Genomic DNA, 16,086 nt, shown 5'->3' on the forward strand with positions numbered 1-16,086 from the left:
CCAATAATTCAATAATTGTACTCTTGGTACTGACCAAATTATCTCCTACTTTTGCGGTCTGAAAAAAACCTCATTGGAGATAATCAAAATTATATAATGGCAAACGCGACAAACATAGGAAAAATTACGCAGGTAATTGGTCCGGTTGTAGACGTATCATTTGAGGACAGCGGACTTATTCCGTCGATCCTTGATGCGTTAGAAGTCATCAAATCAAACGGTCAGAGAGTCGTTCTTGAGTGTCAACAACACTTAGGCGAAGACCGTATCCGCACCATCGCAATGGATAGCACCGAAGGGATGCAGCGCGGAATGGCGGTTACTCCCCTTGGATCACCGATCAAAATGCCGGTTGGTGAAGGCATCAAAGGACGTTTGTTCAACGTGATCGGTGAAGCGATCGACGGACTTACACCGCTTGACAACACAAATGGTATTTCAATTCACCGTTCAGCTCCTAAGTTTGAAGATCTTGCAACGTCCACTGAAATCCTTTTTACAGGGATTAAAGTAATTGACCTGCTTGCGCCTTATGTAAAAGGAGGTAAAATTGGTCTTTTCGGTGGTGCCGGTGTTGGTAAAACCGTTTTGATTCAGGAATTGATCAACAACATTGCAAAGGCTTACGCAGGTCTTTCTGTATTTGCTGGTGTTGGAGAGCGTACCCGCGAAGGAAATGACTTAATGCGTGAAATGATCGAAGCTGGTATCATTAAATACGGCGACGAATTCAAACACAGCATGGAAGAAGGCGGCTGGGATATTTCAAAAGTGGATTATAACACGTTGAAAGACTCGCAAGCAACTTTCGTTTTCGGACAAATGAACGAACCTCCTGGCGCACGTGCCCGTGTTGCACTTTCAGGATTGACAATGGCTGAGTATTTCCGTGACGGAGATGGCGAAGGTCAGGGTCGCGATATTCTTTTCTTTATTGACAACATTTTCCGCTTTACACAAGCAGGTTCTGAGGTGTCGGCCCTTTTGGGACGTATGCCTTCTGCGGTGGGCTACCAGCCAACATTGGCAACGGAAATGGGACAGATGCAGGAACGCATTACATCTACAAAACGCGGTTCAATCACCTCTGTACAAGCCGTTTACGTGCCTGCGGATGACTTGACTGACCCTGCTCCTGCGACAACATTTGCCCACTTGGACGCAACTACGGTATTAAGCCGTAAAGTTTCTGAAAAAGGAATTTATCCAGCGGTGGATCCACTCGATTCGGCATCAAGGATTTTGAATGCAGAAACACTGGGTGCAGCACATTACGATTGCGCACAGCGTGTTAAGAACATTCTTCAGCGTTACAAAGAATTGCAGGATATTATCGCAATCCTTGGTATGGAAGAACTTTCTGACGAAGATAAGCTTGTCGTTTCACGCGCTCGTCGTGTTGAACGTTTCTTGTCTCAGCCGTTCTTTGTTGCAGAGCAATTCACAGGTTTGAAAGGGACATTGGTTGACATTAATGATACAATCAAAGGTTTCAACCTGATCATGGATGGCGGTTATGACCACCTTCCTGAAATGGCTTTCAACCTGGTTGGAACAATCGAAGATGCGCAGGCAAAAGGAGAAAAAATGCTTGCAGAAGCAACAAGATAAGTTGTAATGCTTCATAAACATTTGAATTCATGCATTTAGAGATCATCACCCCAGATAAGAAAGTATTTGCCGGAGAGGCAAATGCCGTTACATTACCGGGTACAGAAGGACAGTTTCAGGTTTTAAACCGTCACGCACCATTGGTTAGCACGCTGGGCAAAGGTGATGTAGTTGTGGATACAGGTGCTGCAAAGCAAACTTACCTGATCGACGGCGGCGTTGTTGAAGTGCTCAATAACAAGGTGCTTGTTCTGGCTGAGGCGGTTCTGTAAGAATATAGATTAAATGAAAAAGCAGATGTTGCGCTAGCGACATCTGCTTTTTTGTGTTTAAACCGCTCAATTCTCCGTTTCCAGGATAAGAATAATGGCATCATTGGATAAAGCTTCAAATTCCACCTCGGGCACATTTTTCAATGAAAGCCCGTCGCGCTTTTCGAGCAGCCTGTTCTGGACTTCAAATGCACCTTCAATAATAAAAATGAAGATGCAATTTGCCGGATTTTTGGAAATATATAAGCCGTCCTTGCGTCCTTGATATTTTCCTATCACCAAGATTCCATAACCTGCATCGGCATCCAATATTGGAATAAGCGTATTTTTAATGTTTAGGTCAAAAGTGTTTGTAGCATTGTTTTGCAAAGAAATTTCTTTGTCCAAAAGTCTGATTTGCAGGTAATTAATGGCTTGATCCGGATAAGGGTTTGTAATTAAAAAACCATCATTCGGCGTTACCACGAGACTCAGGCATTCACCGGAATCAACGTATCGCACGTCTCCTTTTCCTTCGTTTATTTCAACAGCACCCACCAGTGGTAATAAAATAATCTGAACTGGCTCATTGACAGTTACTTCCCATGAACATTGGGGCAGAAGCGTTTCATCATTCAAAGCCAGCAATTTCCCTATCGGCTCCCTATTTTCAGCTTGGTAATCCCCGAAGTTGAAAGTATAAAACCCTCGAAAACCGTTCGACTGGAATCGTCCACGTTGACTTTGAAGAAAAATCTGCGCTTCTATATCCATTTGTGCAGTGATCATTATGCGCTTACAACGATCGCGTGTGTCAGTTCGTATCCTGCGGATGTGCTGCCTGTTACGGTCGACATCTCCGTAGAAGTGCCGTCGCTGAACACATTATCCCGCGCATTGGTCGTATCCGCTTGTCCGTGGCTTGCATAAACGCCTTGCGCATAAACCACTCTGCTGATTGCTTCGGGAAATGCAATTTGCGTTACAAGCAATGATTTGCCGCTTGCATTATACACATGCACGTGAATGTGCGGCGCACGGCCCGAGTACCAGCCCGGGTAAATGCTTGTAAATGTAACCAATCCGTTTGCATCGGTTGTCTGGCGGCCTCTCAGGAAATGCACATTGGTATAATTCGTCGATTGCATTCCCGACCCGCCATATTCAGAATAACTTCCACCGGCGTCGCAATGCCAGATATCAACCAGCGCATCGGACAACCCCTCACAGCTTTTGTTCAAATTTTGGATCGTTATTTTGACCGATAATTTCGTCCCTTGCCGGTCGGACGTAATGTCGTTTGTTACCAGGCTGCCGGGTGTTTTTGTTGGAAAAGGTCCGGCGGTTTCGGAAGCAGTTAATGTGCAGCTTCCTGAGGAAGAGCCTGTTGTAGTTCCCGTCGTTGTTTCCGATCCGGCTTCAACAGGATCGACAGTGTCGCTTGTGCAGCTGATCAAAGGAGCGATTGCAGCAAAACCCAATGCAGAAAACCCTCTTCTTAAAAATTCTTTACGTTCCATATTTTTTGCAACAGTTCATGATTCTAAATACATTATCGTTCGAAACCGGGTGAATGTTGCAATGGCAGGTTAATGTATCGGTGAATAGGCTGAATGTGACGGTAAACGCCAGATGGAGCGGACTTTTTAACGATTTTTCCAGCTCAAAATAAAGTCCAGATAACTGTCGCTAATGGGCAGCTTTTTTTCAGAAACAAGCATAACTTTCTTGTTCAGAATCAATAAATAATCCAATGCTTCAAGCTCAAAACCTTCGTGAGCAAACTTTTTATGTATACAAGAAATCAAGGCGCTTTTTACGCCATAAAGTCAACGGTTGTTGCGATGTAAATCATTAACAATAGCGAGTTACAAAAAGAAAAAGTTTTCCTATTTTCGAAAAGCACAATTTCACTCCCCCTATGCAACAACCCGCAGCCAAAAACGAACTTTTCAAAATCCTCGGTGTCGGGTTTGGCGTCGCCGTCACGATCGGCGGCACGATCGGGACAGGCATACTCAGGAAACCAGGCCCTATTGCAGCCCAGCTAGGCGATTACTGGCTCATTATGGGACTTTGGGCAGCAGTGAGTTTGTACGCTTTTCTGGGAACATTATGCACGATCGAGCTGGGGACTTCCATGCCGAAAGCAGGCGCATGGTACATTTATGCGCAACGTGCTTTTGGAAATTATGCAGGGTTTGTTGTGGGGATAAACAGCTGGTTAGGAACTTGTTCCGCATTAGGCTTTGGCGTTTACACCATGAGCGAATATCTCGCATTGCTCATTCCGGCGTTCATTGGTTACGAACCTTATGTGGCGGCCGGCATGCTGTTGATATTGACCGGCATACATTGGATCGGGCTGGCGCTTGCGAGCAGTTTTCAAAATATAATGAGTGTGCTCAAAGGCCTGGGGTTATTCATTTTCGTGGCGGTTTGCTTCATTTATGGAGACGAAGTAACGGCCGAGCAAGCACAGCTGACAACCAGCAAAATCGTAGAAACCGGAAGCTGGATTGCGCCGGTAATCTTTTCTCTGCAAGCCATTTTTTACACTTATGATGGCTGGCACACCGCCGCATATTTTTCGGAAGAAGACCGTGATCCCACCAAAAACCTGCCGCGTTCAATGATTGGCGGGGTTTTGCTGATCATTATCATTTACTTGCTCTGTAACCTGGCTATTTTGCATGTGTTGCCCATGAATGAATTATCGCAGTCCAAACTTGCTGCTGCGGATTCCATAAGGCTGATTTTCGGAGAAGGTTCCGGGAAAATTGTGACGCTGTTTCTGATGATTTCTATCCTAGGCATAGTGAATGCGCAGTTGCTGTTTAATCCGCGCGTTTTGTACTCCATGAGCCGTGACGGGCTGTTTTTCCGGGGAGGAACAACGGTTAACAAAGGTGGAACGCCAGCGGTTGCCATGCTGATCACCTCTGCTGTGGCCATTACATTGATCCTGATCGGAAAAAACGCCACCGAAAAACTTTCCGACATTGCAACATTCTTTTTTGTGTTAGGTTATACTTCGGGATTCGCGTCCTTATTAGCATTGCGGAAGAAGGAACCGGACCTGCCACGTCCCTGGAAAGTGCCCGCCTACCCTATTTTGCCCATTATCATGCTGATTTTGTCAATTGCCTTTCTTGTCGGTGCGGTCATTCAGGACATTGCAAGCAGTCAGTATGCATTGCTTTTTCTCGTTATCAGCTACCCGGTATATTTGCTCGTAAGCCGACTTAACCGTTAGTTACATTTAGCCATCTCAAAATTGAAAATATGCCATGGATCAACAAAGCTTTGAAAAAATTTCTTATTCCCGGACTTCTGTTGTTACTCACCGGGTTTCAGTGGATTGATGATGATTTCACCCAGCACATTGCAGCCAAATTACTGGATTACCGGAGGGTTTTTTCGCAAGGAAAAGCATATCTGCATCTGGACAAGCCGTATTACACAACCGGCGACACGCTCTGGTTTAAAAGTTACCTGGTAGAAGGTTCGCTCCACCTCGCAGACAGCGCCAGTAACTTACTTTATGTGGATCTGATCGAGCAGCGCACGGGCAGAAATGTGGCTTTACGCCGCGTACAGCTGTCTGGCGGCATCGGACATGGCGAGATTGTGCTTGCCGATTCTATCCCAAAAGGGGCTTATACGATCCGGGCATACACCAATTGGATGCGTAATTTTTCAGAGAATTATTTTTTCCAAAAAGACATTTATCTGTTTGATCCCGAAAACATTGCTGAACCGGCTGCTCCGACGACGGTTGATTTAAAATTCTTCCCGGAAGGCGGCCAGCTGATTGCCGGCGTTAATACCCGGGTTGCATTAAAAGCAGTGGGCGGAAACGGCCTCGGACAAGACGTTAATGGCTTTATTCTCAACCAAAACAAGGATACGGTTGCCTTTTACAAAAGCGACCATCTCGGAATGGGGCGTTTTCAGTTCGAGCCAAAACCGGGAGAAGTTTACGATGCATTTATAAACGGAAAAGACGGGAAAATTTCCCGTTTTGATTTTCCAAAAGTGATGGAAAGCGGCTATACAATGATCGTTGACAACCTTTCCAATCCGTTGAAAATGCGCCTGATCATTTACTTCAAAATGCCTGGGAAACAGGAATCAGGCATACACATTGTGGGACATTCCAGAGGCATAGTTGCTTTTGTTGCAAAGGGAAAAGTTACCGCCAAGGGCCTGATGCTGAACCTTCCAACCACAGAGTTCCCCGACGGGATCACACATTTGACGCTTTTTGATGAACAGAGCAAGCCGGTGAGTGAAAGGCTTGTTTTTATTAATCACAACCGGAGCCTCAATGTTAAAATTGTCCCTACAAAAATGGCTTACAAGCCTCGCGAAAAAACGGAGATAGAAATAGCAGTTACCGATTCGGCTGGAAATCCGGTTGAAGCCAATGTTTCTGTCGCTGTAACAGACGCGGGACAGATATTGCAGCAACCCAATGATGAAAACATCATGTCCTATCTCTTGCTTTCCTCTGATCTTAAAGGTTTTATCGAACAACCCGCCTATTATTTCGATCCGGCAAAATCCGAGCGAAAAATTCACATGGATTATCTGATGATGACGCAAGGTTGGTCACGTTTCAAATGGGAAGATGTGCTGGCCGATTCGCTTTTGCAGCCTCAACGTTATGTGGAACAAGGCATTACGCTGGAAGGTGAAGTGAAGCGGAACAACAAAAAGTTAAGCGAAAAAGTAATGTTATCTATGTATTTGAGCAATGATAGCCTCAACACATTCATGACCTCGGAAACGGATGCAAACGGCCGATTTGGGATCTACAACCTTGTTTTCGCTGACTCTTTGAAGATTCGGCTGCAAGGAATGAACAAGAAGGGAAATGCAAATCTCTCCTTTCGGCTCGACCCATTTGCAGCGCCGAGAGCGACATTGCTTAAAGCACCTTTTTATCCGATAACGGTGGATGCAAAGCAGCTTTTGGAATACTTGAAAAGGGCTCAGCAAGACCAGCAAATAGCCCGGAAAATCCGCGAAAGCCGGGAACGGTTATTGCAGGAAGTGACCATTAAAGGAAAGAAAGAAGTGCAGCGCGATCCGAGAAAATTATACGGTTCTGCGGACGCTTCGATCAAGGTGACGACGCAAATGGCATCAGGCGGACGAAGTATTCTGGATATTCTTGCGGGCAGAGTAGCTGGTGTTCAGGTGGTTGGTTCCGGAATGAATGCATCGGTATACATCCGTGGAAATCGCGGGGAGCCATTGTTTGTTCTAGACGGAATGCCTGTGGATAAGGACATGATCTCAAACCTGAACACTTTTGATGTAGAGTCTATCGATGTTTTAAAAGGTCCGTCAGCGGCTATTTTTGGAAGTCGCGGAGGCAATGGAGTGATTTCGATTTTGACAAAACGCGGCAATGAAAACTATGATTATTCGCAGGATGTTGTACCGGGTGTGCTGGTTTCCAAAATAGCTGGTTTTAATGTTCCAAAAGAATTTTACGCTCCTGCATATGAGGTCAGCAAGCCACAGAATGTAAATCCGGACTATCGTTCGACGGTATTTTGGGCACCGATGTTGCGGACAAATAAGCAGGGTAAGGCCAGATTTGCGTATTTTAATACAGATGCGGTGACAAATATAGATATCCGTGCAGAGGCACTGAGTACATCCGGCATACCTGGATTTGGAAAAACAGCTTATTCAATTGAGTAATAGAGGCTTCAAGGAGACTTAACGGGTTTAGGAAACTTTCTGGGTCTATTGATTTCCAGACAAGAATACCTTCGTTTGAACGTTACTAATCTTATTTGGCCTGTGGAGCGGACAAATCATACAGACAAAAATTGGTAACTTTGAGTTTCAAGTTAAAATGGCCTGTCACGTCTTCGGATCTGACCCTGTTTAGATAGAAATATGAGGACTGAATATATAAAATGGACCCTGCTTATCTGCCTCATTACGAGTGTGTTTGTTACGCAAAATGTACAGGCACAGCGGCGTAATAAGGAACGGGAAAAAGAACCGGAAAAATCAGAAACGACAAGCCTCAGACTGGAAGAGGAATCGCTTGCAGCAGAGGGGATGAAGTTTATCATGAAAGATGAGCCCGATCGCGCACTTCCCATCTTTCAGAAACTCGTACAGAGCAGCGGCAATGACCCTGCAAGCCATTATTTGCTTGCTACGGCGTTAATTAAGCTGGAAAAATATGATGATGCGATCGTTTCGGCAAAGAAAGCTTTTGACCTCGATAAGGAAAATATTTATTATTCCCAGCAGCTGGCAGAGTTGTATGCAAAGCGCCGGAAATACCCGGAGGCAGCTGAAATTTACGAGAAACTTTTGCAAAAAAATCCCGGAAACATTCAGTATGGCGTAGAGCTGGCTGCTGTTTATGTGTTTAATGATCAGTTTGATAAGGCCATTGACACCTACAATGTTCTGGAAAAATCCCTGGGTGTAACGGAAGAGATCACGCACCAGAAAGAACAGCTTTATTTAAGACAAAACAATCTAGACAAAGCGCTGGCAGAAGCAAAGAAATTAATAGCTGCTGAACCAGGCGAGGTAAGTTATCTCGTTGAACTGGCCGAAATGCTGATCGCAAATGAGCGAATTGTGGAGGCAGTGGCGCCGCTGGAAGAAGCACTTAAGGTGAATCCTGACGAGGCACAAGCCCACGTTTTGCTGGCCGACATTTACCGTAGAAATGGCGACGTCGAGAAATGCAATCAGGAGCTTAAACTTGTTTTTGCCAATCCAAATCTTGACTCAGATCCTAAAATCCGCGTTTTGACGGGTTATCTGACCATGCTCAAAACAGAAGCTGAAATCACCGAAGCAGTAGCATTGGCCAAACAGCTTGTTGAAACGCATCCCAATGAAGCGCGCACGAATGTAGTTTATGCAGACCTGTTGATGCGCCAGAACAAGAAAGCGGAGGCGCGCGATTTATACGCAAAAGCAGCAAGGATAGATGGCTCGGTTTTTCAAGTTTGGGGAGCTATTTTAGAACTGGACGGCGTTCTTAATCAAGTGGATAGCATGCTTGTTCATTCGGAGAAAGCATTAGAGATCTTTCCGAATCAGGGTATTTTGTGGTATTCCAATGGCACAGCGCAACTGGCCAAGAAAAATTTCAAGGAGGCTCTCTCGTCCTTTGAAGAAAGCCTGAAACTGATTGGTGATAAACCTGAAATGATCCCCGTTATCCATGCGCAGATGGGCGACGCTTATAATGGTTTAGGCGATCACGAAAAATCGGATGCAGCTTATGAGCTCTCATTAAAAGACAATCCGAACAATGATTACGTTTTAAATAATTACAGCTATTACTTGTCTCTGCGCGGAGAAAAGCTCGATCTGGCTTTAAAGATGTCCGCAAAGCTCGTTCAGGAACATAAGGATAACCCAACTTACCTCGATACGCACGCCTGGGTGCTATATGTGCGGAAAGACTATAAAAAGGCAAAGGAGTTTTTGGAGCGGGCTATGGTAGACACCAGCAGTGTAAGTGGCACGATTGTTGAGCATTATGGTGATGTTCTTTTCAAACTTGGCGAGCGCGACAATGCTGTTGCGCAATGGAAAAAGGCCAAAAGTATGGGAGAAACAACCGAACTTCTTGACAAAAAAATAGCAACAGGTGCATTACATGAGCAATAAAATTACAGTTTGGGTAGTCGCAATCAGTTTTATCTGTTTATCGGGCTGCCACAAACAGCGTCTCTCCAAAAGCAATAAATCCATTTCAAGTGATTCTCTGGTTATTGCGGCTCCGCATTTAGCAGATTCATTGGCAGCTGCGATAGCAACGGATTCCTTGTCTGCAACAACGGCAGATTCTTCGGCTGATAGCGAGTCGGAATCCGTTAAGGTCAATTCCATTTCATTTGATTATTTGGTGGCCAAGTCAAAAGTTGATTTCAAGAGCAAATCGCAGGATTTTGATAACACAAACATAAACATCCGGATGAAGAAAGACAGCATTATCTGGCTTTCTGTAACGGGTGTTGGATTTGAGGTTGCAAGAGGATTGATTACCCGCGATTCCATCGTTTTTATGGACAAAATCCATAAAGATTACTTCGTGTTTAGTTACGCGCAACTTAGCAAACAGTATAATTTCGACCTGAATTTCGCTCTTTTACAGTCTGTAATTGTAGGTAACCTGCCTTTTCCGCAGCAACCGGATTCTCGTTTTGTGAAGGAAAATGAGTTTTTTATACTCAAACAAATCGTGGAGCGGTTGGAAGTAGATAATTACATTGGCGAGAGTAACCTCAAACTATCGCGGTTAAAAGCGACGGAAGTGCCGACCCAGAACACTTTTACGCTGAATTATTCGGATTTTAAGGATGTCAAGAGCTTTCTTTTCCCTTTCACCAGCAACATTGACCTGAATGTAAAGTCACAGAAGGATCAGCAAATAAATCAGACTACAATGCGCATTAAGCACAGTAGGGTTGATTTGGTTAGTGAAAATCCTGGATTTCCGTTCAGCGTACCGGCCTCCTATAAGCGAAAAAGGTAAAAATCAGCGGGTCCTTTGGAGATGATAGGGTCAAAAACCCTAAGTCTGCTTAACTTTGCCTGCCTTTTCCAGGAGTTTGGCCGCAAGAATTAACTGTATGCCCTTTCAAAAACCGTATTTTCGTCGCTTACTATTACTGCTAACGTTCATCTTTTGTGCGTCCCTGGGTGCCCACGCTCAGAAAACGCGTGAGCAACTCGAACGCGAAAAGAGCGAAAACCAGAACAAGATCAAGGAAATTCAAGGCATTCTGCGCCAGACATCTTCTCAGAAGAATGTCAACCTTGGCCAATTGAAGGCGCTTAACCAGCAAATTAATACCTACAAAAAACAAATAGACCTGCTTTCGGACGATCTGGATCTGTTAAATAAAGAACTAAGGGTTCTTGAGAATAAGAGGCAGACGCTGGACAGCAGTTTGGCCAAATTGAAAACCGAGTATGGTCATATGATTTACGAGGCTTCGAAAAGGAACGTCTACTTCAATCAATTGGTTTTCCTATTTTCCTCCGGGACTTTCAACCAGTTTGTGCTGCGATACAAGTATTTGAAACAGTATACCGAAGCACGGCAGGGGCAGGTCAAGGAAATGGAGATCCTGCAAGACCGGCTGATGGCCGAACGCAGGCGCATCACTGTAAAACAAGACCAGCAAAAAACGGTTTTGAATACACGGGTGACGGAAAATACGAAGCTGGAAGGCTTAAAAACGAAACAAAACGAAGTGATCCAGGAGCTTTCTCAAAAGGAAGTAGAGCTTCGGAAGCAAATTGCTGAGAACAAGCGTGCTACGGATCTTCTGGAGGCCAATATCCGCCGTATTGCAGAACGGGAACGCCGGGAACGTATTGAGCGTGAGCGTCGGGAACGTGAGGAAAGAGAAGCCAGAAGAAAAGCCGAACGAGAAAGACTTGCGAGGGAGAATGCAGAAAGAGAGAAAAAAGGCGAAGCAGCAGTTGAGGCAAAACCTGAGGAAGAGGCGCCGATAACGTCGGGCGGGATGAGCGAAGAGGAGACAACACTTGCATCATCTTTTACGGCATCGCAAAACAGATTGCCCTGGCCGGTAAAAGGCTTCGTATCAGGTCATTTTGGTCAGCGTCCGCATGCAGTTTTGAAAGGTGTAATGGTGGACAACCTGGGTGTTGACATTCAAACGACAGCAGGGGAGCCGGTTCGCTCGGTTTATGATGGTGTGGTGCTGGATGTGACGGAAATGCCTGGAATGGGCAATGTAGTCGCTATTCAACACGGTAATTACATGACGATTTACGCAAAAATGAACGGCGTTACGGTTCGTGCCGGACAAAAAGTAAAAGCCCGTGAAAATATCGGCAGAGTAGCCACTGACAGCGATGGCACGTCCGAACTGCAATTCCAGATCTGGAAAAATACGTCACGACTCAATCCCGAAAGCTGGCTGATGCACAGGTAAGCCAAGGTTTCCGGGAATTTATTATTTACTCATTTGATCCAAGATTATGTCAATCCATACTCCTGATATAAAGCGCGTTACCACCCACATCATTCAGGAAATGAAAACCCGTGGGGAGAAAATATCCTGCCTTACGGCCTATGATTACTCCATGGCAGGCATTGTAGACGCTGCCGGTGTTGAACTGATCCTGGTAGGGGATTCGGCTTCCAATGTAATGGCTGGGCACGAAACGACATTGCCGATTACAATTGACCAGATGATTTACCACGCCACGTCGGTGGTAAGGGCTGTAAAACGCGCTTTGGTTGTGGTGGATTTACCTTTCGGATCTTATCAGGGAAATTCGCGGGAAGCATTGAATTCTGCGATCCGTATTATGAAAGAATCGGGCGCACATGCTGTGAAACTGGAAGGTGGATTAGAGATTAAGGATTCTATTACGCGCATACTGAGTGCAGGAGTGCCGGTAATGGGGCATTTGGGGCTTACACCGCAATCCATTTACAAATTTGGCACTTACACCGTTCGCGCCAAGCAGGAGGCGGAGGCGCAGAAATTACTGGAAGATGCGCAGATGCTGGAAGAAGTAGGCTGTTTTTCAGTGGTTTTAGAAAAAATCCCTTCAAAACTTACCAAACAAGTTTCCGAAACCGTGACGATCCCAACGATCGGGATAGGAGCGGGACCGCATGCAGACGGCCAGATTTTGGTTTTGCATGACCTTTTGGGTATAAATAAGGCATTTAAACCCAGGTTTTTACGACGCTATGCAGACCTTAACGGCGTTATGACAGATGCGATATCCAATTATATACAAGATGTTAAAGGCAAGTCGTTCCCGAATGAGCAGGAGTCGTACTGACCTTTTTAAAAGTAACGAACAAATCATATGGTAAAGCGACCATTTCAAATCATATACGAAGACAATCACCTTATCATTGTCAACAAAGAGCCTGGCATCCTTGTGCAGGGAGACGCGACGAGGGATAAATGTCTGCTCGATATGATAAAAGAGTACATTAAAGAAGAATATCAAAAGCCGGGTGCGGTGTTTTTGGGCACGGTGCATAGGTTAGACAGGCCGGTTAGCGGGCTGGTAGTTTTTGCCAAAACGTCGAAGGCATTGGAGCGGATGAATGAAATTTTTCGCAAGCGTGATGTGCAAAAGACTTATTGGGCAGTTGTGAAGAACCGTCCGCCGGAAAAGAAAGGTAAATTGATACATTATCTTTCCAAAGACGAGTCCCGCAATGTGACAACGGCATATGACTACGAAAAACCTGGAACGCAGCGCGCTGAGCTTTCTTATCGTTGGTTAGGGGAGGTTAATAAATTTCATTTGCTGGAAGTTACGCCTGTTACAGGCCGGCCTCATCAGATCCGCGTACAGCTCGCTTCCATGAATTGTCCGATCCGGGGTGATGTAAAATATGGTTACCCGGTGGGAAATCGCGATAATAACATTAATCTGCATGCGCGCCGGCTTTATTTCGAGCATCCTGTAAAAAAGGAGCCGATCATTTGCAAGGCGGGTGTTCCTAATGATCCGTTCTGGGAAGAATTCTTATCATTGGATAATGAAGAAATCAAGCCTGAGCATTTGGATTTTCTTTATGAATAAAATCTGCTCATGATCGAGAAACTGAAAGAGCGCTGGAATGTACGAAACGGTTGGGATGTGCTAGTCATTCTGATCGTTTTCGCATGTACGGGGTTCTCAGTTTTATATGCAAAACGTGGATTATTTTATTTAATAGGCTTAACGGAAGAATCACCGACCTGGCTTCGCTGGACAATTAACATCCTCATTATTTTGCCATTATACCAGGTCATTTTGCTGGCGTGGGGTTGGATTTGGGGGAAATTCGATTTCTTTTGGGAGTTTGAAAAGCGCATGTTCAGCCGGATTGGCAGCATATTTAAAAAGAAATGATCGCCTGATATTTCTTCCTCGCCTCTTCATAAGCCGCTTCTGCTGCCTTTTTTTCCTCTGCGCGAATGTTTGGCTCCTTCATTTTCCAGCATTGATTCAATGTTGCCAGGCACCATTCGGCGCTTTTTTTCTCCATAACCGGCTTATTATCCACTTTTATAAAGACCGGATTGGAATGCGAACTTGGATAAACCCGAACTGCTGCCCATCCCGATTTAAGCGGCTTATAGGAGAACTTGACATTGTTTACCGCTCCATCCGCGTTAATTTCAGTTGTATCAACGGCTTCTCCATTCACGATCAGTTCGACCCTGACTTTCCTTGATTTTGCAATACGAGCCCGCTCAATGTCCCAATAAGGCATTAAAATGATCGACGTCTTTGCAATGGTTTCACCTGCTGCATCTTGTTTTTCAGGAAGATAGGCGGCAACATTGGCTGAGATGCCGATTGTCTCGCTGGCTTTGACGGCAATCTCACTATCGCCCACACCGGCTTCCTGCCCATTGACCGAAAAATCCATAATGTGCGATTTCCCATCCGAAACGTAACTTCTGCCTGATTTGATCGCAGCCACATAATTGTCATAATTATAAGGACCAACAGGTTTGAAATAACTTCTTGCCTGACCTACTCGTGCATCCGTAATGCAGGGAAAATCGGTCTCACCACTCAGCCGGGGCCGGAAACCGCAGTTTAATGTGTGGTAATACATGTTCAATTCCCACGGTGCAGGCGTGTCACCGGCACTGAAAAAGTCGACCAGATCATTCGTAACCGTAACAATGTACTCGTTAGCACCGATCCCATCCATTTTCGGGACAGTGTAATTAGGCAGCTTATCGGTTGGCTCCAACGGTTGCAAACCCCAGCCAGAATGCGCATAACCCACAACACCACCTTGCGATTTGGCCCAGGAAAGTACGGGCGCCGTCCAGCTTGGCCATTGCTCAATGAGCGTTGTGCCGGGATAATCGTCCTCCTTGATCCGCAGCAGCACAATGTGCCCGGAATGTGACGACGGGAAGCCCGAAACCTCCACATCATTGCGCATAATGTTCTTTTTGTCCGACAGCGGATGATCTTTTCCTGTAAAAAATGTCTTCTGATGATACCAGCTTGGTCCCCAGGCCAGATTAGCGGCCAGATTCAGATCTTCACCTAGTGCTTGTCGCCACATGTCCTTGGGATCAACACCCTCGGTAGGACTGTCGTAATGACTGCAACCAGCTGCGTGAATGTGATGGTCCGCACTGTGCCAGCCTAGCTTAGTCATTTGTATCCAGCGTTTTAGCTCGAAAGAAACGGTTACAGAATCCTTATTCTCCGGCACAATGATCTCTTTCGTTTGCTTAATGTACTCGGGTCCGCGGGTGTAAGTCACCTGATATTTGCCAGCAGGCAACATAACGTGCTCACCATCTGCGCGGTAAATTTGGGGTTGAAAGAAAAAGTCGGGATATGTGTCGGATGCGGCAACGCGTCGGGAAGGAAGCGGGTAAATCCCGGAAAATTTTCCCGCAGCATGCGCCTGGCCGTCCGTGATGAGGAAGGACGCCATGGCGGGTTTGCCATCCACATCTTTGACATTAAACTTGACTTTTACAGCCGGCCTAACATTAAAAAGAATGTGTGTGGAATTCCTGAAACCAAGATCCTGAGAGCCCTGACCCACGTTATAGGCAACTTCTATGTCACGCTGGCCAGCATCTTTGGAATAAAGCTGCACAATGGCATATTCGAGTTTCAAACCCGTCAGGTTTTCTTGCAACGGGGGCTTGGTATATATTTGGATTTCCGCAAACCGGTTGGCAGTTTGTCCGGGCGTTAGTTCATGTTCTTTCTTGACTTTTGGCTCAAAAGACGGAGAATGATAAGGTTTTGCGGCATTTGGGCTTTCGGCTACGAGCTTGGCAGTTATTCCTGCGTCATTATTTATTTTAACCAAAAAACCTGTCCAGCCGCCTTGGACCAATGTTGCTTTTGCTGCACCTCTTAACACCTTTACGCGCCCTTCGGGGTTGATATCGACTACATTCAGGCAATAGGGATCGAATATTTTTTGTATTTCAACAACCGTTTCTTGCGTCAGCGGCTTGTCGCGCAACGCATTCAGCTTCTTTGCATCATCGGGCGCCAAGGCATTTCCTGAGAATGTAAGTGCTTCCTGCAACCGCAATGCCTGTGCTAACAAGGGTTGCGGCTCCACGCCTTTTGCTTGCGGTTGTGCTGCATGCTCGTGATGCTGTGCAAGCAGCACGAATGGCAAAAAAAGTTGAATGAAGAAGAGCGTAGATTTTTTCATATATATGAA

The 16,086-nt window shown here is 45.5% G+C and carries 13 protein-coding genes; 10 read left to right on the forward strand and 3 right to left on the reverse strand.

Annotation, left to right across the window (positions count from 1 at the left end; genetic code table 11):
• Positions 1–96: 96 nt before the first annotated feature.
• Positions 97–1,611 (forward strand): F0F1 ATP synthase subunit beta, encoded by a 1,515-nt coding sequence (gene atpD, locus NFI81_RS19810; protein WP_233855599.1) that lies wholly within the window; start codon positions 97–99, stop codon positions 1,609–1,611.
• A 29-nt stretch (positions 1,612–1,640) separates the two neighbouring features.
• A complete protein-coding gene (gene atpC / locus NFI81_RS19815) occupies positions 1,641–1,883 on the forward strand; it encodes an ATP synthase F1 subunit epsilon (RefSeq protein ID WP_233855601.1) in 243 nt (80 codons plus the stop codon).
• A gap of 66 nt (positions 1,884–1,949) precedes the next feature.
• Here the strand turns inward: atpC and NFI81_RS19820 are convergent, their stop codons facing one another.
• On the reverse strand, positions 1,950–2,651 hold the full coding sequence (locus NFI81_RS19820; RefSeq protein WP_234616420.1) for a pirin family protein: 702 nt from the start codon (positions 2,649–2,651) through the stop codon (positions 1,950–1,952).
• A complete protein-coding gene (locus tag NFI81_RS19825) occupies positions 2,651–3,382 on the reverse strand; it encodes a dioxygenase family protein (protein WP_234616419.1) in 732 nt (243 codons plus the stop codon). Before NFI81_RS19825 ends, NFI81_RS19820 begins: the two co-directional genes overlap by 1 nt.
• 401 nt (positions 3,383–3,783) lie before the next feature.
• On the opposite strand from NFI81_RS19825, the gene NFI81_RS19830 reads away from it, so the two are divergent.
• The 8 genes from NFI81_RS19830 (at position 3,784) to NFI81_RS19865 (ending at position 13,772) form a co-directional block, all read left to right on the forward strand.
• The gene (locus NFI81_RS19830; protein WP_234616418.1) at positions 3,784–5,118 is read left to right on the forward strand and encodes an APC family permease; all 1,335 of its coding nucleotides are present in this window, start codon (positions 3,784–3,786) and stop codon (positions 5,116–5,118) included.
• Positions 5,119–5,147: 29 nt separating this feature from the next.
• Entirely contained in the window at positions 5,148–7,580 is a 2,433-nt protein-coding gene (locus NFI81_RS19835) for a TonB-dependent receptor plug domain-containing protein (RefSeq protein ID WP_234616417.1), read from the forward strand.
• 201 nt (positions 7,581–7,781) lie between these two features.
• Positions 7,782–9,533: a tetratricopeptide repeat protein gene (locus NFI81_RS19840; protein ID WP_234616416.1), complete on the forward strand. Its 1,752-nt coding sequence runs from the start codon at positions 7,782–7,784 to the stop codon at positions 9,531–9,533.
• Positions 9,523–10,401, forward strand: a complete 879-nt coding sequence (gene lolB1, locus NFI81_RS19845; protein ID WP_234616415.1) for a lipoprotein insertase outer membrane protein LolB1 — start codon at positions 9,523–9,525, stop codon at positions 10,399–10,401. Before NFI81_RS19840 ends, lolB1 begins: the two co-directional genes overlap by 11 nt.
• 97 nt (positions 10,402–10,498) lie before the next feature.
• Positions 10,499–11,836 carry a murein hydrolase activator EnvC family protein gene (locus tag NFI81_RS19850; protein ID WP_234616414.1) on the forward strand — a complete coding sequence of 446 codons (1,338 nt, stop codon included), beginning with the start codon at positions 10,499–10,501 and terminating at the stop codon, positions 11,834–11,836.
• A gap of 46 nt (positions 11,837–11,882) precedes the next feature.
• Complete coding sequence (gene panB, locus NFI81_RS19855; protein ID WP_234616413.1) at positions 11,883–12,701, forward strand: 3-methyl-2-oxobutanoate hydroxymethyltransferase; 819 nt, start codon at positions 11,883–11,885, stop codon at positions 12,699–12,701.
• Positions 12,702–12,728: 27 nt separating this feature from the next.
• Positions 12,729–13,460: an RluA family pseudouridine synthase gene (locus NFI81_RS19860; protein ID WP_234616412.1), complete on the forward strand. Its 732-nt coding sequence runs from the start codon at positions 12,729–12,731 to the stop codon at positions 13,458–13,460.
• A 9-nt stretch (positions 13,461–13,469) separates the two neighbouring features.
• On the forward strand, positions 13,470–13,772 hold the full coding sequence (locus NFI81_RS19865) for a DUF6787 family protein (protein ID WP_234616411.1): 303 nt from the start codon (positions 13,470–13,472) through the stop codon (positions 13,770–13,772).
• On the opposite strand, the gene NFI81_RS19870 is transcribed toward NFI81_RS19865, so the two are convergent.
• On the reverse strand, positions 13,759–16,077 hold the full coding sequence (locus tag NFI81_RS19870) for a CehA/McbA family metallohydrolase (RefSeq protein WP_234616410.1): 2,319 nt from the start codon (positions 16,075–16,077) through the stop codon (positions 13,759–13,761). The two genes, NFI81_RS19865 and NFI81_RS19870, sit on opposite strands and share 14 nt — an antisense overlap.
• Between the last annotated feature and the right edge of the window lie 9 nt (positions 16,078–16,086).

It is taken from the genome of Dyadobacter fanqingshengii (genome assembly GCF_023822005.2).
GTDB lineage: Bacteria > Bacteroidota > Bacteroidia > Cytophagales > Spirosomataceae > Dyadobacter > Dyadobacter fanqingshengii.